This is a genomic window from Actinomycetospora aurantiaca (assembly GCF_037401875.1).
Lineage (GTDB): Bacteria > Actinomycetota > Actinomycetes > Mycobacteriales > Pseudonocardiaceae > Actinomycetospora > Actinomycetospora aurantiaca.
This window is the reverse complement of record NZ_JBBEGN010000022.1, coordinates 21,698-45,962: the sequence shown is the minus strand read 5'-3', so window position 1 is coordinate 45,962 and position 24,265 is coordinate 21,698. Positions and strand designations below refer to the sequence as shown.

The following is a 24,265-nucleotide window of genomic DNA, read 5'->3' as shown; positions in this document are numbered from 1 at the left end:
CTCGCAGCGGTGCGGACGAAGGCGACTTTACAACGCTGTCAAGTCCGGCGACGACGGTCTGAGCAGGTCCGAGACTCGCTACCATCCCGTCGTGCCCGGGGGGACGCGCGTGGCTGGAGCGGTCGCCGGCAGCGCCCTCGCGCTGTCGGTTGCGGTCTCGGTCGTGGTCAACTACGCCACGCAGGACACGCCGTCCTGGCTTGCCGACGGCAGCACGCGGTGGCTCGTGCTCGTCGTGCTCGTCTTGGTCTCCGTCGTCGTCGCGGTACTCGGGGCACGGGCCGGTACTGCGCCTCGTGACCCGGCGGCCCTGGTCGCCGCCGGCCGGATCGCGCTGGCCGCACGGGTTCGGTCTCAATGGGAGGACGAGCTGCGGCTCCGCCGACTCTTCGACCCCTACCCGATGCCCGTCCGGTGGCAGTCGGTGCCCGATCTGGGCGACCGGCCCACGGAGTCCGAGTTCCGCGGTGATCGTGTGGACGCGCTGGTCGAGGATCTCCTCGCCCGGCGCCGACCCCGCCTGGTCGTCCTCGGCGTCGCAGGCTCGGGCAAGACGACGCTGGCTGCGCAGGTCGTTGTGGAGACGCTGCGCCAGCGGGAGGATGACGATCCCGTCCCCGTCCTGCTGGCGCTCGCGGAGTGGGACCTCGACGAGCACCCCGAGCTGTGGAGCTGGCTCGCCGAGCACCTCGACCGAGAGCATCCAGTCCTCCGCGGAGCGGGAGCCGGAACGGCTGCAGCACTCGTCGCCGGCCGGCACGTCCTTCCGGTCCTCGACGGGTTGGACGAAGTGCCTGAAGACGCCCGGCCTGACCTGATCACCGCGCTGAACGACTCACTGGGCGACACTGACGGCGTCGTCCTCACCTCCCGCACCGCCGAGTATCGGGAGGCGGTTCGCCGCAGCAACACCGTTACCTCCGCGCTGGTGGTCGAGGGGCAGTCGCTCCCCTCGACGGCCGTCGCGGACTACCTGGAGCAGGCGACGCCGCTCCCGCAGCGCTCGCAGTGGCAGCCCGTCGTCGACCGGCTACGTGCAGGCGACGCAGGTTTCGCCGCGGCGGCTGCGACCCCGCTGGACGTGTGGTTGGTCCGCACTGTCCTGCTCGAGGGCGACGAGGACCCGGCCGCATTGCTCGACGCGGCGTCGCACCCCGGTGCTCCGGCCGTGCGGACCCGTCTCCTACGCGGACTGCTGGCCGCGGTATACGAGCGAGAACGACGGTTGGCTCGCGCTCGGGGCGAGCGCGTGCGAGAGCTCGACGTCATCGCACGCTGGCTTGTGACGCTCGCCGTCGACCTCGATGCAGCAGGGGAACGGGAGCTCCGATGGTGGCGGTTGCCCGAGCCGAAGATGTCCGACGGCCTCGTCCGACGTCTGATCCGCCGTACCGTTGCTGGATTTCTCGGCGCCCTCCTGACGACGCTGGTGGTCTACACCGTGCTCGCGCCCATCGGCGTCGCCCTACGGGCCTTCGGTGTCGGGGCACCCGAAGCGGTCTACGTCTCGCTCGGCACGCTGTCCGTGCTCCTCGTCCTCGCGGGATTCGCGACCGGCGTGCTCCTCGCCGGAGGTCGACGTCGGCGTCGAGCAGATCGCGTCCTGTTCGCTCTCGGGATCACTGTGGGCGCGCAGATGGCGACGCCCGTCGAGATCCTCATCGCCACTCCTGTCAGCGTCGCTCTCCGGAATTGGGGCGCCACCCTGCCCTCGGCGGGGGTGCTGGCGACGGTGGCATCCGTCGTCGGCGTCCTCGTCACGGTGCTCGGTGCGGAGGTGGGCCGCCGAGTGGCGGCCGCGCGCTCGACGTCGTTCCCTGTCCGCGCGGACTTCCGGCTGAGGGGTCGTCTCCGGGCGCTCGCCGCATTGCAGGTGCCCGGTATTGCCATGGGTATCGTCCTGGCCGGCGCCATGGGCCTCGTCCTCGCGCCGTCCGCGACCGTCGGTGTCGCCAGTGCGGTTTGGGCGGCAGCGATCTTCATCGGCATCGTCGCTCTGACGGCCGTCCTCGTCGCGCTCGTTTGGGCGATACCTGCCTGGGCGCGAACCGATCGCGCGCACGACGCTGTCGATACTCCGCGGTCGACGCTGCGAGCCGACCGCACCTACGCCGCCCTACGCGCCGCCAGCTGGTTCGTGGCGCTGTGCGTGCTGATCGGGATGGACGCTACTGCCCTGCTCCCCGCCCTCCCGGGCTCGCTCGGGTTCGGGCTGTTCGGCTTCATCGTGTTCGTTGGCGGCGGGCTCGTACTTACCGTTGGCGGAACGGCCTGGACCCGCTACCTGACCGCAGTCATGCGCCGCGCCCTACGCCGACGCTCTCCTTGGCGTTTGATGCCGTTCCTCCAGGACATGCACCGGTGGGGTCTGCTCCGCGCCGTCGGGTCGACCTACCAGTTCCGGCACGCCGAGCTGCAGGACCACCTCGCGGGCGTCGGGCGCGACCAGCAGGCCACACCTCGGACCGGCGAGGTCCTCAGGGCGTCGGCCACCGCCGAGGACTGAACACCCGGCCCGCCACCCACCGGGTCTGCGACGAGCCGACGATCAGCAGGGTGCGCATGTCGACCTCGGCGGGCACCAGGGCGCCCAGCGCGACGACCCGCACCGACTCCTCCGGGCCGTCGACGTCCCGTCCGACGATCACCGGGGTCGTCTCGTCGCGGTACTTGAGCAGGATCTCCCTCGCCGCCTCGACCTGCCAGGTCCGCGACCGCGACGCCGGGTTGTAGAGCGCGATCACCATGTCGGCGTCGGCCGCGGCGGCCAGTCGGCGCTCGACGACCTCCCACGACTTCAGGCGGTCGGACAGGCTGATCGTCGCGTAGTCGTGCCCGAGCGGGGCGCCGATCCGGGCGGCGACGGCGTGGGCCGCCGTCACGCCGGGGAGCACCCGCACCTCGACGTCGGGATAGTCCTCGGCCGCCACCTCGACGACCGCCGAGGCCATCGCGAAGACGCCGGGGTCGCCGGAGGAGACGACCGCGACCCGCCGTCCGGAACGGGCCAGGTCCAGCGCGAACGCCGCCCGCTCGGACTCCACCTTGTTGTCCGAGCCGTGCACGCGCTGCCGCGGGTTCACCGGCACGCGCGCGACGTAGGTGCTGTACCCGACGACGTCGTCGGCCTCGGCCAGCGCGGTGAAGGCCTCGGGCGTGAGCCGGTCGCGGCTGCCGGGGCCGAGTCCGACGACGGTGACGCGGCCGGTCGACGGTGTGGCGTTCCTGTCACTGGGTGCAAGCAGTGACGCTTTGCTGGCACCCAACGCCCCCTCCGCCCGCGCCTGCTCCGTCGTCGCCACGTGCACCCGCGACGGCACGATCCCGACGCTGAAGTACGGCACGGACGCCTCGTCGACGTCCTCCAGGCGTGCCCGGCGTTCGTCGGCCCCGCTGGCCCGCTCGACGTAGTACGCCTCGTCCGCGCGGCCGACCCGGCGCAGGGCGGCCCGCACACCGGTGAACGTCCGACCCAGCTTCATGACGGCGGCCGCGTCCGTGTCGGCCAGGCGGCGCGCGAGCTCGTCGGGATCCAGCGTGCCGGGCAGCACCGTCAGGACCTCGTCCCGCTCCACCAGCGGGGTCCCCAGCGACGCGGCGGCCGCGGCCACGCTCGTCACGCCCGGCACGACCGTCGCCTCGTAGCGGTGCGCCAGCCGCTTGTGCAGGTGCATGTAGGAGCCGTAGAAGAACGGGTCGCCCTCGGCGAGCACCACCACGTCGCGCCCGGCGTCGAGGTGGGCGGCCAGGCGCGCGGCGGCCTCGGTGTAGAAGGCGTCGATCCGGCCCTGGTAGTCGTCGGTCTCCTCGGTGGTGACCGGGTAGGTCAGGGCCTCCTCGATCTGCCCGACGAGGTACTCCGCGGCGATCCGGCGGGCGTTCGACCGGCCGTGCCGGGCGCAGTGGTAGGCGACCACGTCCGCGTCCCGGATCAGCTCGACCGCCTTCACCGTCATCAACCCCGGGTCGCCCGGGCCGACGCCGACCCCGAACAGCCGACCCGTCGTCATGCCCGTGCTCCCAGCGCGAGCGCGTTGACGGCCCCGACGGTCATGGCGGAGCCACCCCGGCGGCCGTGCACCACGACGTGCTCTAGGCCCGCCGGGTGCCCGGCCAGGGCCGCCTTGGACTCCATCGCCCCCACGAAGCCCACCGGCAGCCCCAGCACGACGGCGGGTCGCGGTGCGCCCGCCTCGATCAGCTCCAGCAGGCGGAAGAGCGCGGTCGGGGCGTTGCCGATCGCGACGACCGCGCCCTCCAGCAGCGGCAGCCACAGGTCCAGCGCCGCGGCCGAGCGGGTGGTGCCCAGGGCGGCCGCCTTGGCGGGGACGTCCGGGTCGTTCAGGGTGCAGACGACGTCGTTGCCTGCCGGCAGGAACCGGCGTGTGATCCCGGAGGCGACCATCATCGCGTCGCACAGCACCGGCGCACCGGCGCGTAGCGCGGCGTGCGCGGCGGTGACCGCACCGGGGGAGACCGCGGTGTCGACGCCGAGGTCGGTCATGCCGCACGAGTGGATCATGCGGACGACCAGGTCGTGCGCGTCCGCCGGCAGGTGGTCCAGCTCGGCCTCGGCGCGGATGATCGCGAACGACCGGCGGTAGATCTCGTCGCCGTCGACCACGTACGCCGGTACCGACCGGGAGTCCGGTTCGTGGATCACGCCCGTCGCCGGGGCCACCTCGCCCGAGATCATCCGCTCACCTTCCCCGAACGGACGACCGTCCGGTACGTGCCGCTCGTCTCCGTCTCCGGCGGGACCGCCTCCACGACCGCGACGCGTCCTCCCGGGGTCCCGCACGCCCGACCGCAGCCCACCCAGTGCTGCCGGACCGTCCCGCCCACGTGCCCCGAGGCGACCGCCGCCGCCAGGTCCGCCCGCACGTCCGTGAGCGACTTCCGGCACCGCGGCGCCCCGACGCACGCCGAGACCCCGCGCCACCGGGAGGCCGGATCGGTCTCCACCAGGCCGGCGAGCCGCTCGACGGCGCCGTCCGGGGCGTCGCGGAGCACGAGCGTGCGCCAGGGGGTCGCGCGCAGCGTCGCGCCGTGGCCCATCAGCTCCAGCAGTGCGACCGCCGTCGGCAGGTCGACCTCGCCGAGCCGGGGGAGGACCTCCAGCGTGGTCCCGTCGGGCCCCAGGCGCGTCGGGTCCGCCGGGCCCGGCTCGAGAGGGTTCCCGACGGCGGGGGTGGTGCGGTCGCGCAGGGCGTCCAGCAGCGCCGTGCGCGCCGCGTCGTCCAGCTCCCGCACGCGCCAGGCCGACCCGCGGTGGGCGGTGAACGCGTCGACGGCGGCCAGCGCGAGGGCGGCCGGGTCGTCGGCCCGCAGGCCGGTGTCGACGCCGTCGAGCAGGAGCGCGGCCCCGTCGTCGAGTAGGACCACCGTGACGTCGGCACCCTGCCCGCTGACGTCCCCCACCGCCCGCGTGAGGGGAACCCGCACGCTGTCGGGGCGGGCGGATCCTCCCCTCACGGCCGACCGGTCCTCGATGGCGATCAGCAGCCGCCCCGGCACGTCCGTCCGCCCCCGGAGCGCCGCCGCCACCTCGGCCGCCACCGGGTCGACGCGCGTCGAGCGGGGCGAGGCGATGACGCTGCACGGGACGTCGCGGCCCTGCGCGTCGACGAGGGCGTCGGGCCGTTCGGAGCGCAGGGCGTCGGCCAGGTCGTCGGCCGTGCTTCCCGCGAGACCCCGGACCTGCCAGGATCCCCGGGAGGTCAGCTCGACCGGTGAACCACCGGCGGCCGCGGCCCCCGCGAGCAGGCGCAGCTCGTCCGCGGTGGTCGCCCCGCCGACCGGCCGGAACCGGGCCAGCGCGCCGTCGGCGGCGTCGTGCCGGCGCCAGGCGCCGGGGCAGGCGTCGGGTCGGGAGCGGGTGCGGGGCATCGGCCACACACTACGGCCGATGACACACGGTCTGCGCAGATGATGAGATGGAGCGCGTGCTGCTGCTCCTCTCGACCTCCGACACCGACCTCCGCTCGGCCCGGGCGGGCTCCGACGGGGCCGCGGTCGGCTGGCGCTGGGCGAACCCGTCGCGGATCGACCCGGAGACGGACCTGCCGGGCCTGCTCGACGGTGTCGACCTCGTCGTCGTGCGCCTGCTCGGCTCGCGGCAGTCCTGGGAGACCGGGCTCGACCTGCTGGCCGCCGGCCCGCGACCCGTCGTCGTGCTCGGCGGGGAGCAGGCGCCGGACGCGCAGCTCATGGAGTCCTCGACGGTGCCCGTCGGGGTCGCGACCCAGGCGCACCTCTACCTCGCCCAGGGCGGCCCGGACAACCTGCGCGAGCTGGCCGCGTTCCTCTCGGACACCGTGCTGCTCACCGGGCACGGGTTCGCCCCGCCGGCGGAGATGCCGACCTGGGGCCGCCTCCCGGGCTGGGCGGACGTCGACGGGCCCGGCCCGCGCGTGGCCGTCGTCTACTACCGCGCGCACCACGTGGCGGGCAACACCGCGTTCGTCGACGCGCTGTGCCGCGCCGTCGTCGACGCCGGCGGCGTCCCCGAGCCGCTGTTCTGCTCGAGCCTCCGCAGCCCGGACGCCGAGCTGCTCGACGTCCTGAAGACCGCCGACGTCCTCGTCACGACGGTGCTCGCGGCCGGCGGCTCGAAGCCCGCCTCGGCCTCCGCCGGCGAGGACGACGAGTCGTGGGACACCGGCGCGCTCGCCGCCCTCGACGTCCCGATCCTGCAGGCGCTCTGCCTCACCCGGAGCCGCGAGGAGTGGCTCGGCGACGACGACGGCGTCAGCCCCCTCGACGCCGCGAACCAGGTCGCGGTGCCCGAGTTCGACGGCCGGATCATCACCGTGCCGTTCTCGTTCAAGGAGACCGACGCCGACGGCCTGCCGGTCTACGTCGCCGACCCCGAGCGGGCGGCGCGGGTCGCCGGGCTCGCGGTCTCCCACGGCCGGTTGCGCCACCTGACGAACGCCGACAAGAAGATCGCGCTCGTCCTGAGTGCCTACCCGACGAAGCACGCGCGCATCGGCAACGCGGTCGGGCTGGACACGCCCGCCTCCGTCGTGGCGCTCCTGCACGCCATGCGCGACGCCGGCTACCGGATCGGTGACGTGCCCGGGCTCGAGGAGGGTGACGGCGACCTGCTCATCCGCGCCCTCATCGACGCCGGCGGCTACGACCAGGACTGGCTGACCGAGGAGCAGATGGCGGCCAACCCGGTGCGCATCGACGCGGCGGAGTACACGGAGTGGTTCCACTCCCTGCCGGAGGACTTCCGCGCGGGCGTCGAGGAGCACTGGGGCGCGGCGCCCGGCTCGATGTTCCTGGACCAGGGGTCGATCGTCCTCGCCGCGATCGAGCGCGACCACGTCGTCGTCATGATGCAGCCGCCCCGCGGGTTCGGGGAGAACCCGATCGCGATCTACCACGACCCCGACCTGCCGCCGTCGCACCACTACCTGGCCGCCTACCGCTGGTTGCAGACCGGGTTCGGGGCGCACGCGCTGGTGCACGTCGGCAAGCACGGGAACCTGGAGTGGCTGCCGGGCAAGACGGTCGCCTCCAGCGCGTCCTGCGCCCCCGACCCGATCCTCGGGAACCTGCCGCTGGTCTACCCGTTCCTGGTCAACGACCCGGGGGAGGGGACGCAGGCCAAGCGCCGCGCCCACGCCACGCTGGTCGACCACCTCGTCCCGCCGATGGCGCGGGCGGAGTCCTACGGCGACCTCGCCCGCCTCGAGCAGCTGCTCGACGAGTACGCGTCGATCCAGGCGATGGACCCCGGCAAGATCGAGGCGATCCGCGGGCAGATCTGGCAGCTCATCCAGGCCGCCAAGCTCGACTCCGACCTCGGGGTGAACGACCAGCCCGACGACGAGCGCTTCGACGACTTCATCATGCATCTCGACGGCTGGCTCTGTGAGATCAAGGACGCGCAGATCCGCGACGGCCTGCACGTCCTGGGCCGGGCGCCGGCCGGGCAGGAACGGGTCGACATGGTGCTCGCGGTGCTGCGGGCGCGGCAGATGTGGTCGGGCACGCAGGCGCTCCCGGGTCTGCGCGAGGCCCTGGGACTCGACGAGTCCGCCGGGGCGGCCTCCCGCATCGACGTCGACCGCGCCGAGGAATTGGCGCACTCGCTCGTCGTCGGGATGGAGAAGCGGGACTGGGTCGCCGACGACGCCCACGACGTCGCGACCGAGGTGCTCGGGTCGGGTCCGGACGCGACGGTGGTGGACATCCTGCGCTTCGCCGCCACCGAGGTGGTGCCGCGCCTGGGCCGGACCACCGAGGAGATCGACGGGGTCCTGCACGCCCTGGACGGCGGGCACGTGAAGGCGGGGCCGTCCGGCTCGCCGCTGCGCGGGCTGGTCAACGTGCTGCCGACCGGCCGGAACTTCTACTCCATCGACCCGCGCGCGGTGCCGTCGCGGCTCGCCTGGGAGACCGGCCAGATGTTGGCCGACTCCCTGCTGGAGCGCTACCGCGACGACCACGACGGCGAGTGGCCCACCTCCGTCGGCCTGTCGCTGTGGGGGACCGCGGCGATGCGCACCAGCGGGGACGACGTCGCCGAGGCGCTGGCGCTCATGGGCGTGCGCCCGGTGTGGGACGAGGCGTCGCGGCGGGTCACCGGCCTGGAGGTCACCGAGGCGAGCGAGCTCGGGCGGCCCCGGGCCGACGTCGTGCTGCGGATCTCGGGGTTCTTCCGGGACGCGTTCCCGCACGTGGTCGCCATGATGGACGACGCCGTACAGCTGGCGGCGGGGCTCGAGGAGGCCGACGAGGACAACTTCGTCGCCGCGCACGCCCGCGCCGACCTGTCGTCGGGAAGCACCTGGCAGCAGGCCACGACCCGCATCTTCGGCTCCCCGCCCGGGGCCTACGGCGCGGGCCTGCTGCAGGCGATGGACTCGCGCGAGTGGCGCGGCGACGCCGACCTCGCGGAGATCTACACGACCTGGGGCGGGCACGCCTACGGCCGCGACCGGCAGGGGGAGTCCGCGGTCGAGGAGATGCGTGCGGCCTACCAGCGGATCGCGGTGGCGGCGAAGAACATCGACACCCGCGAGCACGACATCGCCGACTCCGACGACTACTACCAGTACCACGGGGGCATGATCGCGACGGTGCGCGCGCTGACCGGGGCGGCGCCGGCGGCCTACGTCGGGGACTCGACGCGGCCCGAGGCGGTGCGGACGCGCTCGCTGATCGAGGAGACCGCGCGGGTGTTCCGCTCCCGCGTGGTGAACCCGCGCTGGATGGCCGCGATGCGCCGCCACGGCTACAAGGGCGCCTTCGAGATGGCCGCGACGGTGGACTACCTGTTCGGCTGGGACGCGACTGCGGGCACCGTCAGCGACTGGATGTACGGCTCACTGACCGAGAACTACGTGCTCGACCCGGAGAACCGGCAGTTCCTGCGCGACGCCAACCCGTGGGCGCTGCACGGCATGGCGGAGCGCCTGCTCGAGGCGGTCGACCGCGGCCTGTGGGAGAACCCGGAGCCGGCGATGGTCGAGTCGCTGCGCGAGGCGTTCCTGGAGGCCGAGGGGGATGCGGAAGGCGATGTGGCTGACGCCAGGTGAGCACTTTCCCGTGCTGGAGCACGGGAAAGTGCTCACCTGCGCGCAGCGCACACCACGCCGTAGAAGCCGGCTGTGTCGGCTCCCGACGTCTCCGGCCAGTCGACGACGTCGACGATGCCGGGCGGGAGGAGGTCCCACGCCCCGACGATCCGGGCGAGCTCGGACCGGCCGCGCAGCCGCACCGGGGCGACGGCCCGGGAGATGATCGGCTGCTTCTCGTCCGCCTCGTGGTCCGCGAGATCGTCGGGGTGCGCCGTGCTGATCACGAGCAGGCTCCCGGGCGCGAGGCCGTCGTGGTAGGTGGCGAAGACCCGGGCGAGCGTGGGCCCGTCGCTGTCGGCGAGCCACTGCAGCACCGAGGAGCACACGACGGTCACCGGGCGGCCCAGGTCCAGCAGGCCCCCGGCGGTCACCTGCGCGAGCACGCCGTCCGCGTCGTGCAGGTCCGCCTGGACGACCGCGACGCCGTCCGCGTCCGGGCCCACGAGTACCTCGCGGGTGGAGGCCACCGCCACCGGGTCGACGTCGACGTAGACGACGCGGGCCGCGGGGCCCACCAGCGAGTGCAGCCCGCCCGGCGCCGGGATGCCCGCCCCGAGCTCGAGGAACTGGTCGCATCCGTCGTCCAGCGCGTCACGCACGGCCCGCGAGACGAAGGCACGCGACGCCTGGATGCGCCGCCCGAGCCCCGGGTCCATCGCGAGCATCTCGTTCACCGCGGCCCGGTCGGCCGCGAAGTTCGCCCCGCCACCCATCAGGTAGTTCGTCGCGCGCGCGAGGTTCGGCCCCTCCGTCACCGCGACCTCCCCGCCGCCCCCCGCGGACTGCGGGCGACACGCCGTCCCGTCCACCCCGACCCCCTCCCCGAGCCCATGGATCTTGTATCGCACTAGGCCGTTCAGGTGTAACACGGGGGTCGGTCGCGGGAGGGACGGACGGGCACATTCCGCCCGGGCGGGGTCACACGCCGCAGGCGCCGCCGTACGTGGCGATCTTGTAGTCCACGACGGCGAGGGCGGTCTGCAGCTCGCGCAGGTGCGAGGCCACGGCGGCCCGGTGCTCCACGAGCAGGGCGAGCCGCTCGTCGGAGGTGTGCGGACCCTGTCCGGCGAGCTCGACGTACCGGCCGACCGACGCGATCGGCATGCCGGACAGCCGCAGCCACGTGACGAACCGGATGCGGCCGAGCGCCTCGCGGTCGTAGACCCGCCGGCCGGCCGCGTCGCGCGGGACCGTGACCAGGCCGATCCGCTCGTAGTAGCGCAGCGTGTGGGCGGTGATGCCGGTGAGCTCGGCGACCTCGGCGATCCCGAGCGTCTCCGCGTGGTCCTCGGGCAGCTCCAGCGCGCGCACCAGCTCCTGGTCGAGCGGGGGCAGCGCGCCGTCGTCGCTCGCGGCGGACTCCAGGACCGCGCGCAGCCGGGCCGCCGGGTGGTGGTCCTCCAGGGTGGTCGTCACCCGGTCGACCCTAGGACTTCGAGTGCACTCGAAGCCACCCGTCGGTTCAGCGCCGGTCGACCACCAGCGTGGTGAAGGCGCCCACGTGCACCCGGTCGCCCGGGCGCAGCGGCACCACGGTGTCCAGGGCGATCGGGTCGTCCGCGTAGTTGATCGTCGTGCCGTTGGTCGACCCCGGGTCGAGCACCGACCAGCCGTCGTCGTCGGGCCGGGGGAGCAGCACCGCGTGCAGGTGCGAGACCCCCGGGTCGAGCGGCGGGCCCGCGAGGTCGATCTGCGGGGGCGGCGTCGACCCGTTGACCCGGCGGCGCCCGATCCGCACCTCCGCGCCGACCAGCGGGATCTCGGCGGCCGGGTAGTAGTTCGGGAACGTCACCGCGGCGATGTCCGGGCCCTCCCGCGCCACGACCGACTCGTAGTAGCGCCGGTCGGCCTCGACCGTCACCAGCCAGGTCCCCTCCGCGGCCGGGGCGTTCGTGACGGCGGGTGGCGCGGCCGGCGCCGGAGCGGGGGTGGGAGCGGCGGTCCCGCCCTGGAGCACGAAGTCGTGCCCGTCCTCCTCGCAGAACCGGCCCGTGCGCGGGGTCCCGCACAGCGGGCACACCTCCGCGGCGTCGTTCCCGTCCGCCGTCGGCGCGGGGACGGGGTCCGGGCCCGGGACCGGAGCGGCCGCTCCCGCCTCGATGGGCACCCCGCACTCGTCGCAGAAGTCCGTGGTCGTCGAGGTGTGGCCGTGCCGGCAGACCACCGCGCTCACGAGCTCTCCCGCACCCGCGCCGTCCGGGTGGACCGGACGTCGAGGGTCATCTCGTCGGCGGCGGCCACCTCGCGGCGCAGCCGGACCCGCCCGGTGACCGGGTCCGCCACCTCCACGACCTTCTCCAGCAGCGCCGCGGTCTCCTCGTTGCCGGACTCGGCCGCCAACGCCACGGCCCGCCCGAGACGCGCGGTCGCGGTGGGGACGTCGCCCGCGCGCCGGGCGTCGAGCCCCTCCTGGATCGCCTCCGCGAGCTCGGCCTGGCCGGTGTAGTGCGCCACCCGCCGGTTGAGCCGCGTGGCGAGGGCGGAGTCGCCGGTCCAGCTGACCGGCACGCGCGTCTCCGCGAGCGCCCCGTCCCCGGCGAGCGACGGCGCGGCGATCCCGACCCGCGCCGCGAGGATCTCCTCCCCGACGGCCAGGGGGTCGAGGGCGATCCGCACGTGGTACTCGCGGGTCTCGTCGCCCCAGGACCCGGTGGGGTAGAGGCCGATGAGCGGCTTCGCCGGGTCGGGGGAGCGGCGGTCGGTGAGGTCCTCGACGGTCGGGGAGACCTGCTTCACCGAGCGCACGGTCGCCCCGCGCGGGGCCCACACCCGCAGCGCGACGTCGCCGACACCCCGGCCCATCGCCCGCTCCACGATGCCCTCGAAGTCCGCCGCGAGGTGCTCCGGCTCGGCGACGATGTCGGCGGTGCCGAGCAGCCGCCGGGCGACGGACCGCACCTCGCCGACCACCCAGTCCGTCCCGATCCCGCGGGCGTCGCAGGTGAACACGCCCTCGCACGCGTCCAGGGCGGCCGCGAGCTCCTCGGGGGTCTCGTGCTCGTCCTTGCCGTCGGTCAGCACGATCGCGTGCCGCAGCCGCCGCGGGTGCGGCGACAGGAGGCGCTGCGCCAGCCGCAGCCACGTCCCGATCGCGGTGCCGCCGGAGGGGGTCAGGTGATCGACGGCCGCGTGCGCCTGCCGCCGCGTGACCCGGTCCAGCACCACCATGCGCTCCGCCGTCGGGAACACCATCCGGGCGTCGTGGCGGCCCGCGACGACCGCCAACAGCACCCCGTCGGGCAGCGCGTCCACCGCCGCCCGGGTGGCCCGGCGCGCCGCCGCGATCTTGGTGGCCGGGTCGCCCATGGAGCCGGAGCAGTCGATGACGACGACCTGCGCGGCCCCGGTCCCTGCCGCCGCGGCCGCCCCGCCCAGGCCCGACGCGGTGACCGAGACGATCGCGTCGACCTCGGACCCACCCTCGGGCAGGTAGGCGTTGTGGAACGCCTCGACGGTGAACTGCGGAGTGCTCACGGCGCCTCCCGGTCCTCGATCGGGCTCCGCCCGGGCAGGTCGGACCAGTACCCGACGTCGATGACGACGAGCGTGGTGTTGTCCGTTCCGCCGTCGTCCAGCGCGGCCTCCAGCATCGCGGCGGCGGTCCGCGGCGGCGTGGAGGCGACGAGCCGGGCCAGGTCCGACGGGGCGGGCACGTGGTTCCACAGCCCGTCGCTGCAGATCAGCACGATCCCGGGCCGGTCGGCGGCGTGCGCGACGACGTGGGCCGGGCCGGGCGGCCCGTCCGCGGCGACCCAGCGGGTGATCGCGTGCGCCCGCGGGTCGGCGTACGCGGTCTCGGCGTCCAGCAGCCCGATCGCGACCGCCTCCGCCGCCCACGAGTCGTCCGTGGTCAGTACCGCCGAGGCCGCGGGCTCGTCCGGGGTGAGCCAGTAGGCGCGGCTGTCGCCGATCCAGGCGATGACGAGCACCTCCGCGGCGACCAGCGCCGAGACGTACGTGCACGCCGGGGAGTCCCGGCCGGCGAGGGCGCTCACGGCGTCGATCGCCTGGTCCGCGCACACGTACGCCAGCTCGGTCAGGTCGACGCCGCCGGTCGGGGCGAGCTCGGGGTCGCCGTGGTCGGGGTGCGCGAGGGCGTCGCGGGCGGTGTCGAGCACGGCGGCGCACGCGGTCACCGAGGCCGCCTCGCTGCCCGGCACGGACGCGACGCCGTCGCAGACCACCCCGACGACCAGGTCGCCGGCTCCGCCGGCCAGGGGGAGCCGGGCGAGGCCGTACGCGTCCTCGTTCGCCGCCCGGACCCGGCCGAGGTCGGTGACCGCCGCCGCGCCCTCGACCGCGTGGGCGGCGTGGTCGCGGGAACCGGGCGGGACGGTGCCCGCCCCGTCACCGTCGGTGCCGTCGGTGTCCTCGGTGGGCCGGCCGCAGTCGTCGCAGAAACCCCTATCGGCGTGCTCGTCCTGATTGGCGATGGTCCCCTCCCCGCACGCCGCGCACGGCGCTCCGCGGCCCCCGGCCGCCCCGGTCCCGTCGACGGTCCCGTCGACGGAGCCGTGATCGTGCCCCTCGCCGTCGCGTTCCGCACGCGGCCCCGTCGCGACCCGGGCCGTGACCGGCCGCGCCCGGGTGCCGGGACGGGTCTCCGGCGGTGGTCCGACCGTCTCCGGCAACGCGAGCCCGCAGCCCTCGCAGAACCGGTCGCCGGGCTCGCCGAGCTCCCCGCACGAGGAGCACACGGCCCCGGCCGCCATCGACGGTCCGGCTCCGCTGCGCTGCGCGTCCGCCGCCGTCATCGCCGCGTCCACGGTCGCGCGTCGTTGGCGGCGTCCACCAGCTCGAAGCGCTCCGCGAGGGAGGTCGCGAAGCGGGCCCGCAGGCGGTACCGCTCCTCGATCCCGAACCCGAGCCCGTCGTCGTCGAGCCGGCAGCCGAACAGCACCGCGTCCGGGCCGGTGCCGTCGGACCCGGTGCGGCGGTAGGCCTCGAGCACCTCGGTCTGCAACTCCGCCGCGCGCAGCGGGTCCAGCTCGATGCCCTCGGTGCGAGCGCCGGCCTCCATGACCGCCGAGCGTGTCAGATCCGGCGCCCCGAGGAGCACCCGGACGGCCGCCACCCGGGCGTCGGCCGCGTGGACCGAGGTCGGCGGCACCTCGTCGAGGACCTCCACGGCACCGACCCGGTCGCCCGCGCCCACCCGCAACCGGGCCAGGGCGAACGCCGCCCCGGTCCACGTGTGGTCCGTGCGCCAGATGCGGGCGAACCGGTCCGCGGTGATCGCGGCGGCCCGGTCCCCGCCGTCCGCGCGCTCGCCCAGGGCCGCGAGGGCGAACAGCGGCGCGAGCTCGCCGGGCAGGGCGTCGGCGACCTCGTCGACGAGCCGGGCGGCGAGCCGCTCGGAGCCGACCGCCGCGGCGTGCCGGGCCCGCAGCCAGGTCCAGGTCCACTCCCCGGGCAGGGCGTGCTCGTCGAGGGCCGCCCCGGCGGCGTCGGTGTCGCCCGCGTCGAGGTGGGCGGCGACGGCGGACAGGCGGGCCTGGTCGGTGTCGAGCACGCCCTCGGCCGAGACCGCCGCGAGCACCGCCCGCGGGCCCTGTGCGGCCGCGGCCACGATCTCCGGCGTCGACGGGTCGTCCGGGTCGGGCAGCGGGGACGGCAGCGCGTCCGCCAGCTCGCCCGGGGTGGCCGGGCCGGTGATCCCGACCGAGGCCGGCGGTGCGGCGAACATCGTCGACAGGCGCGGCGGCGGGGTGGAGTGCTCGGCGGTGAGCTGGCGCAGCACACCGACGATCTGGTCGGCGAGTTCGTCGACGGACGCGAACCGCGCCGCCGGGTCGGGGGCGGTCGCCCGTTCGACCAGGCGCCGCAGCGGCTCGTTCTCCAGCGCCGGGGCGTCCTCGGGCAGGGGCAGCACGTCGCGCATGGAGCCGTGGAAGTCGAAGTTCGCGACCAGCACCGCGATCGTGCGCCCCACCGTGTAGACGTCGGAGGCGACCGACGGCCCGACCCCGTCCGGCGAGATCTCGGGGGCCTGGTAGCCGACCGTGCCCCACACGTCCCCGCCCGGGTCGTCGATCCGCCGGACCGCGCCGAGGTCGATCAGCGTGACGTCAGTGCCGGTCTGCACGACGTTGTCGGGCTTGAAGTCGCAGTACAGCAGCCCGCGCTCGTGCATGTGCGACAGCGCCGGGAGGACCTCGAGGACATAGGCGAGCGCCTGCTCGGGGGCCATCGGCGTGCGGGGGTCGCGCATCGCCTTGAGCGACCGGCCGCCGATGTACTCCATGACGATGTAGGTCGAGGCGTCCTCGCCGGTGACCACGTTGTAGATGCGGACGATCCGCGGGTGCACGAGCTGGGCCAGGAAGCCCTGCTCCGCGTCGGCCGCCGCGAGCGCCGCGGCGTCGCCGGTGTTGAGCAGGCCCTTGAGCACCACCCAGCGGTCGCGGACCTTGCGGTCGCGGGCGAGGTAGATCCAGCCCAGGCCGCCGTGCGCCAGGCAGCCGAGGACCTCGTACTGGTCGGCGAGCAGCTCGCCCGGCGCCAGCCCGGGCGTGAACGAGAACCGAGTCCCGCACTGCGGGCAGAACCCCTCGGTGCGGCCGGGACGGCCGTCGCGGCCCCGCCCGACCTTCGCGTCGCAGGCCCCGCAGTACCGGCTCGACTCCGGCACGACGGGGTCGGCCATCACCGCCTCGGCGGGGTCGGCGGCCGGCTCCGGGTCGATCGGGACCAGACCGGCCCCGATGCGTCGCCGGCTCGAGCCCGACCTGGTGCGGCCGGACGCGCCGCGCCCCGACCCGCTCCGGCCGGACCCGCTGCGCCCGGACGGCGTCGACCCGGAGCCCCCCGGGGCGGCGGCCGTCGCCGGCCCGGAGACGTGCCCGGAGACGGGCCCGGACGCCGCCGTGGCCGGGCCGGCCGGGTCTGCCGGCTCGGCCGGGCCTGTTGGGCCGGCCGGGCCGGCGCCGCCTGTCGGGTCGGACGCCGCGACCCGCCCGCACGTGTCGCAGAAGCCGTCGGCCTCGATCTCCCCGTCGCACCCCGGCCGGGCGCACCGGGCCGGTGCCGTGCTCGTCATCGCGGCGGCCCCCCGTCGTCGAGCGCCCGCTGGTAGGCGCGGACCGCGACCGTCGCCGCCGCGAGGTCGCACGGTGCGGTCCACAGGATGTCGCGGGCGCGGGCGTGCAGCGCGTCCAGGTCGAGGTCCTCGCTGCGGCCGCGGGCGGACGCCTTGGCCCGCAACGCCCCCAGCCGGCCGCGCAGTTCGGCACGCCGGTCCAGCAGCCCGCCGAGCGCGGTGCGGTCGGACGCGGCGGTCCGCCGGGCGGCCTCCAGCCCGTCCGCGGCCGCGGCGAACCCGGCGGACGCCGCCTCCCACCGGCCCGCGCGGGCGTCGGCGTGCGCCTCGCGGATCGCCGCCCGCAGACCCGGCGCCCGGCGCTCGGGGACGGGCAGACCCGGCGGGGCGTCGATCACCCGGGCCACCTCCGCGGCGATCACCGTGACGTCGGCCTCCACGGCCGCCAGGGCGTCGACCTCGGCGGTGAGCGCGGCGACGCGTCCGTCCAGCCCCTCGCGCAGGGCGCGGGCCTCGGCCAGGACGGCGCGGACGTCCGCCAGCGCGGTCGTGACCTCGGCCAGCCCGGTGGCGTCGACCGGCTCCGCGGTGCCCGTGTGGGGCAGCGGGTCGACCAGGACGGCGGCCCGCAGCGCGTCCGCCCGGGCGGCGGCCCGGTCGAGCCGGGCCGCGGTGTCCGGCGCCGACCCCACGGCGGTCTCGGCCCGCAGCGCGTCGACCTCCCGCTGCACCGGGCCCAGCTGGGCGGCCACCGCCTCCCACACCGCCGCGACGGCGGCCACCACGCCGCTCACCGCGTCGAAGCCGGCCCGCATCCGGGCGAGCAGGGCGTCCGCGCTGGTCCGGGTGACCTCCGAGGTGGGGCCGAGCAACCCGCGCCGCTGCAGCGGGACGGCCTCCTCGGTGACCACGACGGACTCCCCGTGGAGGGCCTCGGCCACCGCCGCCAGCTCCTCCGGTGTCGGCCGGCTGCGGGCACCCCGCGCCTCGCGGGCGGCCGCGACGGCCCGGCGGTAGAGCGCGAGGTCGTGGTGGAGCTCGGCGACGGTGGCCAGGGTCTCCTCGCGGCGGCGCGCCGAGGTCCCGGTGAAGCCGCCGGGGGCGAGCAGCCCGTAGCCCGGGTGGGCCTCGAGGTCGACCAGCGAGGCGGAGGCCCGCACGACGGCGTCCTCGGCGGCCGCGAGGTCGGCGTCGAGCCGGTCGCGGTCGGGGAGAGCGGTGCCGGGGGCCGGTGGGGACATCGTCGTCACCCCGCGTACGCGCCGGCGGGCGGGACCGAGGCGGCGTTGCCGACCGAGGCCGTGGCGATGCGCGCCAGGGTGCCGTCGGCCCGCATCCGGTCGAGCACGCCGTTGACGAACCGCAGCAGGTCGGTGCGCTGCGGGGCGACCGCGATGCCGTACGGCTCGGCGTCCAGCGGCGACCCGCGGACCTCGAGCCGGCGGTCCTCGAGGGCGAACCCGGTGAGGATGGTGTCGTCGGTGGTGGCGGCGTCCACCTGGCCCTGCTGGAGCAGCACCAGGCAGTCGCTGTTCTCCGGCACGCCCACGGCGACCGGCGCCCGGCCGTCGGCCCCGCGGGCGGTCTGCAGCGTCGCCATCGACGTGGTGCCCAGCGGCGCGCACACCGGGCGGCCGCCCAGGTCGGCGATGTCGCGCACCGGCGAGACCCGCGGGACGACCAGGCGCTGCGCGGCCTCGTAGTAGACCGAGGAGATCCCGACCTGCCGCTTGCGCTCGCAGGTGATGGTCATCGCCTGCACGACCATGTCGACCGACCCGTCGAGCAGGTTCGGGATGCGCTGCGCCGAGCTCTCGATGCGGAACCGGACGCGGTTCGGGTCGCCGAGCAGGGCGCGGGCCATCTCCCGGGCGACGGCGACGTCGAGTCCGGTCAGCTCCCCGCTGCGTGGGTCGCGGTAGCTCAGCGGCACGGTGGACTGGTCGATGCCGACGATCAGGGCGCCCCGCGCGGCGATCGCCGCCATGGTCGACCCCGCGGGCATCGCGCCCGGCGCGGGCGGGGGCGTGGGGGTGAGGCTGACCCGCGGGTCGCCGCAGCTGGTGTCGCGCGCGGGCGGCGGCGGACCCGCGAGGACCGTCGTCCCGGCGGGGACCGGGCGTACCGGGACGACCGGCGCCGGGGTCGGCGCGGCCGAGCAGCCCGCCAGCAGCGCCCCGAGCACCACGACGGCCGCGAGCACCCGGGCCCGGACGCGCCGCGTCACCGGTACTCCTGCAGCCGCGGCCAGACCCCGGCGGCGACGCCGCCCAGCGCGACGAGGACGAGCACGACGGTGCCGACGCCGAGCAGCGTCGTGGTGGCGTCGGCGGTGCGCGCGGCGTCGGCGGCCGTGCCGGCGGTGCCGGTGATGGCCCGGTCCAGCGCGTCCTGGACCTGCTCGACCGAGCCCTGCCCGGCGTCGGCCGCCGTCCCCAGCGCGAGCGCGACCGCCAGGTCGTACTGCCCGGAGACGTCCAGGGTGCGCACCAGGTTGTGGACCACGATCCCGCGCCGGCCGGCCTCCTGCGCCGCGGCGGCGTCCCCGGCCTCCGGGCCGTCGCCGACCTCGGCCCGGGCCCGGTCCAGCTGACCCTGCCATCCGTAGAGGCCGACGCTGCGGCGCACGTAGTCCTGCTCGTAGGCCCCGCCGGTGGACCGCGCGACGAGGGTGAGCACCTCGTCGCTGCGAGACTGCAGCACCGCGAAGCGGGCGGCGACGAGCTCGCGGTTCGGGCCGGTGCCGGCGTCGCGGGCGTTCGCCGTGAGCAGCGCGCACGCGCCGAGCGCGAGGACGCCCCACACGGTCAGCAGCGCGACCGCGCCCCCCGCCAGCGCCACGCCCGGGGTGAGGCGGCGGCGGGTGGTGTGGGCGATCCGCCGGTGCAGCCGCCAGACCGCGACGAGGGCGGCCACGAGGGCGAGGAGCGCGAGGACGGACCACACCCCGCCGTCGGCACCGGCCTGCGCGTCGGCGAGCTCGCCGGACCGGACGTCGTAGATCTGCTGGGCCGCCGGCAGCAGGGCGGTGCGCAGGAACGAGGAGGCCTCGCGCAGGTAGGCCGCTCCGTAGGTGAGGCCCTGGCGGTCGGCGGTCCGCGCGGTCTCGACCAGGCCCGCGTACACCGGGACGCCCTGCGCCAGGGTGGTGACCGCGGCCGCGTCCCCGCCGTCGGACGCCGACCCGACGACCGCCAGCGCGCTGCCGGCCGCGGCCAGGTCGGTCTGGTAGCGCAGGCGCAGCGACGCCGGCTCCGCCTCCCCGAGCAGGAAGCCCTGCCCCGCGCTCGCATCGGCGTCGGACAGGGCGCGGTAGAGCTCCTGGGCCGACGCGGTGAGCGGGCCGCTGCGCTCGACGACGTCGGCGGCCGCCGCCTGCGTGCGCAGGACCGCGACGAGGGTGACGACCCCGGCGACCAGGACGACGAGCAGCGTCACCAGGGCGGCCCGGGCCAGCTGCCCCACACGGGTGGTGCGGCCGAGCTCGGCCAGCTCGGCCGTGCGCGCCCGCCAGCCCGAGGGGCCGGCCCGTGTGGCGGGAGCCGGGGGAGCGGACCGCTCCTCCGTGACGCTCATCCGGGTCCCCCTCCCGTCGTGGTGTCGATCACCCTAACCGAGGGGACCGACACCGTGACCAGGGTCGGAGCAGGGAGTCCGGGGTCAGTGCCAGCCGTACGACGACCGCAGTTCGTCCGCGACCCGGTCGAACCGGTCCTGCGGCATGATCGCGCCCTCGCGGCGGATGCCGTGCTCGGGCACCTCCAGCACGCGGTCCAGGCGGACGTAGGAGTCGCGGCCCTCGCGGTCCCACGGCCCGGAGCCGACCGGCACCCAGTTGGCGTCGTCGGCGCGGTGCCCCTGCGAGGAGAGCATCAGCCCGAGCAGCTCGCCCGCCTCGCCCGCCCGCGCGACCACCAGCACCGGCCGGTCCTTGCCCTGGGAGGCGTCCTCCTCGTAGGGCACCCAGGTCCACACGATCTCGCCCGGGTCCGCGGCCCCGTCGAGGTCGGGCGCGTAGCTGATCTGCCGGGCCCGCTCCGAGGACGGCACGGTGCGCACCCCGCCCGGGATCGGCGGGGGAGGACCCGCCGGCTCCCGCCGTCCCGAGTCGTTCTCCCCGCTGGAGGTCAGGATGTCCAGCCCGACCTGCACCGCCCTGCCCACGAAGTCCCCGAAGCCCGCCATGGGGCACAGCATGCCGAACCCGCCGGCGGACGGACCGTAGGGTCGGCCGGTGACCGTGCTCCTCGTCGTCGTCGGGGCGATGCTCGCCGCGGTGCTGCTCGCCGGGGCCGGGGACCGGTTGCGCCTGCCCTGGCCGGTGCTGCTCCTGCTGCTGGGCGCCGCCGCGGCGTTCGTCCCGGGCATCGAGGCGCCGGACATCGACCCCGAGCTGATCCTCCCGCTGTTCCTGCCGCCGCTGCTCTACGCGACCGCGCAGCGCACCTCGTGGGCGCTCTTCCGGCAGCGGTGGCGGGCCATCGCCTTCCTGGCCGTCGGGCTGGTGCTCGCGACGGTCGCGTCGGTGGCGGGCACGCTCGTGGCGCTGACCGGCGTCCCCGTGGTGGCGGCGCTGGCCCTCGGGGCCGCGGTGGCACCGCCGGATCCCGTGGCGGTCGAGGCGGTCGCCGGCCCGCTGCGGGTGCCGCGCCGGCTGGTGGCGACGCTGCAGAGCGAGGGGCTGTTCAACGACGCCACCTCGCTCGTCGTCTTCACGACGGCCGTCGCGGCCGCCACGGCGGGCGGTGAGCTCGGCGGCGTGGCCATCGCCGCGAACTTCCTCTACGGCGCGGTCGTCGCCATCGTGCTCGGCGTCGTCGCCGCGTGGCTGGCGCGGCAGCTGCTCGACCGCCTCACCGACGTCGTGGCGGGCAACGGGCTGACGCTGGTCCTGCCGTTCGCGGTCTACCTCGGCGCGGACGCCCTCGGCGCCTCCGGGGTGATCGCGGTGGTCGTGACCGCGCTGCAGATGCGCCAGCACTCCGACGCGGACGCCTCCGAGGCGCGCCTGGCCGCGGCGTCGTTCTGGAGCGTCGTCGAGCTGCTCGTGACCGGCGTCGCCTTCGCCCTGATCGGCCTGGAGCTGCGCGCCGTCGTCGAGCAGGCCGACCGGGCGCTCGGGGAGATCCTCGCCCACGCCGCGATCGTGTGCCTCGTCGTCGTGGGGGTGCGGGCGCTGTGGATGACGGCGGCCTGGCGACTCAACGCGCGGAGTGCCGCGGCGCCGGAGCGCGCCCCGGCGAGCGCCGCCGAGACGGTCGTGCTCACGTGGGCGGGGATGCGGGGGCTCGCCACGCTGGCCCTGGCCCTCGCCCTGCCGATCACCCTCGACGACGGGTCGCCCTTCCCCGACCGGGCCGAGCTCGTCATCGTCGCCTGCAGCGTGCTCGTCGTGACCCTGGTCGGTCCGGGGCTGACGCTGCCGTGGCTGGTCCGCGTCCTGGGGTTGCGCGAGGACGACGACGTCGTCGCCGAGGCCGAGCGGCGCCTCGCGACCCGCGCCCGCCGGGCGGCCCTCGACGAGCTGGGGACGGTCGACCGCGCGGCCCTCGGCGTCGACGACGAGCAGGGCGAGCAGGTCCTCGACGAGCTCCGCTCCCGCTTCGCCCGCATCGGCCGGTCGTTGGCGGCGGACGACGCCCCCCGACCCGGCGGCGAGGACGACGACGGCGACGACGACTACCGCGAGCGGCTCGCGAGGCTGCGCCGCCGTCGCGAGCAGTGGCAGCGGCTGCAGGCGGTCGCGCTGGCCGCCGCCCGGCGCGAGGTGGTCGCCGCCCGCGCGGAGCCGGGCACGGACCCGGAGGTCGCCGACCGGGTCCTGCGCCGCCTCGACGTCCGCTCGATCGGGACGTCCGGGCTCTAGGCGAGCGCGGCGAGCCACACGGTGACGGCCTCCGCGCCGGCGTCCCGGTGCCCGTGGACCCGGTCGCCCAGGTAGGACGAGCGTCCCCGGCGCGGTGCCATCGTCTCGGTCGCCGCGGCCCCCTCGCGGGCGGCGCCGAGCGCGTCGTCCACCGAGCCGGAGGACGCCAGCGCCGACGCCGCCGGGAAGAGCGCGTCCAGCATCGTCCGGTCGCCCGCCCTCGCCCCGCCGAGGTCGGAGACGCCGTCCGCGCCGGCCTGCAGCGCCGTGGCCCACGATCCACCGTTCGCGAGGTGCTCCGCCGCGTGCAGCAGTCCCGTCGCGTACAGCGGGCCGGACGTCCCGCCGATCGCCCGGCGCAGCGTCGCCGCGATCCCGCGCAGCACGGCCACCGGGTCGTCCCACCGGTAGGAGTCCAGCTCCGCGACGATCGCGTCCGCGCCGCGCGACAGCGAGGTCCCGAGGTCGCCGTCCCCGGTCGCGGTGTCCAGCTCGGTCAGCCGCGGCTCCGCCTCCCGGACCGCGGCGCACACCGCCTCCACCCGTGCGCGCAGGTCGGTCGGGGCCGCGACGCCGGAGTCCGCGAGGGCGGCCCCGCCCGCCGGGCCGTCGCCCGCGTCGGGCACCGTCGGGACCCCGCCGGCGACGACCCCGGACCCGGACGGCCACGCCGCAGACCGCGCCGGCGCGTCCAGCAGCTCCCGGCGGGCGTCGTCCAGGCCGAGGACCGCCACCGAGAAGCCCGCCATGTCGATCGAGGACAGGAACGTGCCCGCCCAGGCCCGCTCGACGGTGACCCCGCGCGACTCCAGGTTCTCCAGTGCGCGACGCAGCAGGACCGACAGCTCCATCGGCGGGGTCGCCCCGGTGCCGTTGACCAGCACCGCGACCCGGTCGCCGGAGGCGAACCCGCGGTCGTCGCAGACCGTCGCGACGACCTCGTCGACCAGCTCGTCGGCCGGGCGCAGCGACTCCCGGCGCACACCCTGCTCGCCGTGGATGCCCAGGCCGATCTCGATCTCGTCGGCCGCCAGGACGAAGCCGGGCTCGCCCGCCGACGGCACGGTGGCCGCGGACAGCGCCACCCCCATGGTCCCGACGGCGGCCGCGGTCTCCCGCGCGGTCCGCGCGACCTCGTCGAGTGACGCCCCGCCCGCCGCGGCGGCGCCCGCCGCCTTCGTCACCAGCACGGTGCCCGCGAGCCCGCGGCGGCCCGCGGTGACGTCGTCGTCCGCGTCGAGCGCGACGTCGTCGGCGACGGTCACCATCTCGCACGGGATGCCCTCGGCCCGGGCGAGCTGCGCGGCCAGCCCGAAGTTGAGCCGGTCCCCGGTGTAGTTCATGACGACGAGCAGGACCCCCGGGTGGCCGCGGAAGGCGCGGATCCCGGACAGGACCGCGTCGGCCGACGGCGACGCGAACACCTCCCCGCACACCGCGCCCGCGAGGTGCCCCGGCCCGACGTAGCCCGCGTGGGCGGGCTCGTGCCCGGAGCCGCCGCCGCAGAGCACCGCCACCTGGTCCGACGGCAGGTCCGTCCGGACGAGCACGCTGGTCCCCTCGATCAGCGCCGCGCCGGGCGTGGACCGCGCCACCCCCTCGAGCGCGTGCGCGACGACGTCGGACGGGTCGTTGATCAGCTTCTTCACACGGGTGGGGTTACCCACGGCGACCACCCGTTCAGCGCCAGGGCTCACCCCGTTGCCGCCGACCCGGACGTGTCGCCCGCCCGGAGACCGGCAACAGGACGTACCCGGACGAGGG

At 76.0% G+C, this 24,265-nt stretch carries 17 protein-coding genes; 3 read left to right on the top strand and 14 right to left on the bottom strand.

All coding sequences use genetic code 11. The annotated features are described in order from the left end of the window. Positions 1-109 precede the first annotated feature (109 nt). Positions 110-2,506: an NACHT domain-containing protein gene (locus WCD74_RS26850; protein WP_337697974.1), complete on the top strand. Its 2,397-nt coding sequence runs from the start codon at positions 110-112 to the stop codon at positions 2,504-2,506. Here WCD74_RS26850 and WCD74_RS26845 read toward each other — a convergent pair. Genes WCD74_RS26845 through WCD74_RS26835 form a run of 3 tightly spaced genes read right to left on the bottom strand, consistent with a single transcriptional unit; the run spans position 2,478 to position 5,889 of the window. Further along, complete coding sequence (locus WCD74_RS26845; RefSeq protein WP_337697973.1) at positions 2,478-4,010, bottom strand: precorrin-2 C(20)-methyltransferase; 1,533 nt, start codon at positions 4,008-4,010, stop codon at positions 2,478-2,480. The two genes, WCD74_RS26850 and WCD74_RS26845, sit on opposite strands and share 29 nt — an antisense overlap. Continuing rightward, positions 4,007-4,696, bottom strand: a complete 690-nt coding sequence (locus WCD74_RS26840) for a precorrin-8X methylmutase (protein ID WP_337697972.1) — start codon at positions 4,694-4,696, stop codon at positions 4,007-4,009. Before WCD74_RS26840 ends, WCD74_RS26845 begins: the two co-directional genes overlap by 4 nt. Then, positions 4,693-5,889 carry a ferredoxin-like domain-containing protein gene (locus WCD74_RS26835; protein ID WP_337697971.1) on the bottom strand — a complete coding sequence of 399 codons (1,197 nt, stop codon included), beginning with the start codon at positions 5,887-5,889 and terminating at the stop codon, positions 4,693-4,695. The genes WCD74_RS26840 and WCD74_RS26835 overlap by 4 nt, the downstream gene beginning before the upstream one ends. Positions 5,890-5,945: 56 nt before the next feature. Here WCD74_RS26835 and cobN point away from each other — a divergent pair, with 56 nt between their 5' ends. Beyond that, the gene (gene cobN, locus WCD74_RS26830) at positions 5,946-9,554 is read left to right on the top strand and encodes a cobaltochelatase subunit CobN (protein WP_337698009.1); all 3,609 of its coding nucleotides are present in this window, start codon (positions 5,946-5,948) and stop codon (positions 9,552-9,554) included. A 32-nt stretch (positions 9,555-9,586) separates the two neighbouring features. On the opposite strand, the gene WCD74_RS26825 is transcribed toward cobN, so the two are convergent. The 10 genes from WCD74_RS26825 to WCD74_RS26780 form a co-directional block, all read right to left on the bottom strand. After that, positions 9,587-10,351: an SAM-dependent methyltransferase gene (locus WCD74_RS26825; RefSeq protein ID WP_337697970.1), complete on the bottom strand. Its 765-nt coding sequence runs from the start codon at positions 10,349-10,351 to the stop codon at positions 9,587-9,589. Positions 10,352-10,514: 163 nt separating this feature from the next. After that, on the bottom strand, positions 10,515-11,012 hold the full coding sequence (locus WCD74_RS26820; protein WP_337697969.1) for a MerR family transcriptional regulator: 498 nt from the start codon (positions 11,010-11,012) through the stop codon (positions 10,515-10,517). Positions 11,013-11,058: 46 nt separating this feature from the next. Next, positions 11,059-11,769 (bottom strand): FHA domain-containing protein, encoded by a 711-nt coding sequence (locus WCD74_RS26815; protein ID WP_337697968.1) that lies wholly within the window; start codon positions 11,767-11,769, stop codon positions 11,059-11,061. Next, positions 11,766-13,070 carry a vWA domain-containing protein gene (locus WCD74_RS26810; RefSeq protein ID WP_337697967.1) on the bottom strand — a complete coding sequence of 435 codons (1,305 nt, stop codon included), beginning with the start codon at positions 13,068-13,070 and terminating at the stop codon, positions 11,766-11,768. The genes WCD74_RS26815 and WCD74_RS26810 overlap by 4 nt, the downstream gene beginning before the upstream one ends. Further along, positions 13,067-14,350: a PP2C family protein-serine/threonine phosphatase gene (locus WCD74_RS26805; protein ID WP_337697966.1), complete on the bottom strand. Its 1,284-nt coding sequence runs from the start codon at positions 14,348-14,350 to the stop codon at positions 13,067-13,069. The genes WCD74_RS26810 and WCD74_RS26805 overlap by 4 nt, the downstream gene beginning before the upstream one ends. Continuing rightward, entirely contained in the window at positions 14,347-16,635 is a 2,289-nt protein-coding gene (locus WCD74_RS26800) for a tetratricopeptide repeat protein (protein ID WP_337697965.1), read from the bottom strand. Before WCD74_RS26800 ends, WCD74_RS26805 begins: the two co-directional genes overlap by 4 nt. Then, positions 16,632-17,876, bottom strand: coding sequence for a hypothetical protein (locus WCD74_RS26795; protein ID WP_337697964.1), 1,245 nt, complete (start codon positions 17,874-17,876; stop codon positions 16,632-16,634). Before WCD74_RS26795 ends, WCD74_RS26800 begins: the two co-directional genes overlap by 4 nt. A 5-nt stretch (positions 17,877-17,881) precedes the next feature. Beyond that, positions 17,882-18,862: a glutamate ABC transporter substrate-binding protein gene (locus tag WCD74_RS26790; RefSeq protein WP_337697963.1), complete on the bottom strand. Its 981-nt coding sequence runs from the start codon at positions 18,860-18,862 to the stop codon at positions 17,882-17,884. Then, entirely contained in the window at positions 18,859-20,211 is a 1,353-nt protein-coding gene (locus WCD74_RS26785; protein ID WP_337697962.1) for a GlnX family signal transduction membrane protein, read from the bottom strand. The genes WCD74_RS26790 and WCD74_RS26785 overlap by 4 nt, the downstream gene beginning before the upstream one ends. 84 nt (positions 20,212-20,295) lie before the next feature. Next, positions 20,296-20,820, bottom strand: coding sequence for a type II toxin-antitoxin system PemK/MazF family toxin (locus WCD74_RS26780; RefSeq protein ID WP_337697961.1), 525 nt, complete (start codon positions 20,818-20,820; stop codon positions 20,296-20,298). Positions 20,821-20,869: 49 nt separating this feature from the next. On the opposite strand from WCD74_RS26780, the gene WCD74_RS26775 reads away from it, so the two are divergent. Then, complete coding sequence (locus WCD74_RS26775; protein WP_337697960.1) at positions 20,870-22,501, top strand: Na+/H+ antiporter; 1,632 nt, start codon at positions 20,870-20,872, stop codon at positions 22,499-22,501. Here WCD74_RS26775 and WCD74_RS26770 read toward each other — a convergent pair. Beyond that, on the bottom strand, positions 22,498-24,168 hold the full coding sequence (locus WCD74_RS26770) for a dihydroxyacetone kinase family protein (RefSeq protein ID WP_337697959.1): 1,671 nt from the start codon (positions 24,166-24,168) through the stop codon (positions 22,498-22,500). The genes WCD74_RS26775 and WCD74_RS26770 overlap by 4 nt on opposite strands. Between the last annotated feature and the right edge of the window lie 97 nt (positions 24,169-24,265).

What these genes read in the sequence shown, in the direction of transcription:
- WCD74_RS26845 (WP_337697973.1), bottom strand. Translation starts at nt 4,010, where the DNA reads ATGACGACGGGTCGGCTGTTCGGGGTCGGCGTCGGCCCGGGCGACCCG.
- WCD74_RS26840 (WP_337697972.1), bottom strand. Translation starts at nt 4,696, where the DNA reads ATGATCTCGGGCGAGGTGGCCCCGGCGACGGGCGTGATCCACGAACCG.
- WCD74_RS26835 (WP_337697971.1), bottom strand. Translation starts at nt 5,889, where the DNA reads ATGCCCCGCACCCGCTCCCGACCCGACGCCTGCCCCGGCGCCTGGCGC.
- WCD74_RS26805 (WP_337697966.1), bottom strand. Translation starts at nt 14,350, where the DNA reads ATGACGGCGGCGGACGCGCAGCGCAGCGGAGCCGGACCGTCGATGGCG.
- WCD74_RS26800 (WP_337697965.1), bottom strand. Translation starts at nt 16,635, where the DNA reads ATGACGAGCACGGCACCGGCCCGGTGCGCCCGGCCGGGGTGCGACGGG.
- WCD74_RS26795 (WP_337697964.1), bottom strand. Translation starts at nt 17,876, where the DNA reads ATGTCCCCACCGGCCCCCGGCACCGCTCTCCCCGACCGCGACCGGCTC.
- WCD74_RS26785 (WP_337697962.1), bottom strand. Translation starts at nt 20,211, where the DNA reads ATGAGCGTCACGGAGGAGCGGTCCGCTCCCCCGGCTCCCGCCACACGG.
- WCD74_RS26780 (WP_337697961.1), bottom strand. Translation starts at nt 20,820, where the DNA reads ATGGCGGGCTTCGGGGACTTCGTGGGCAGGGCGGTGCAGGTCGGGCTG.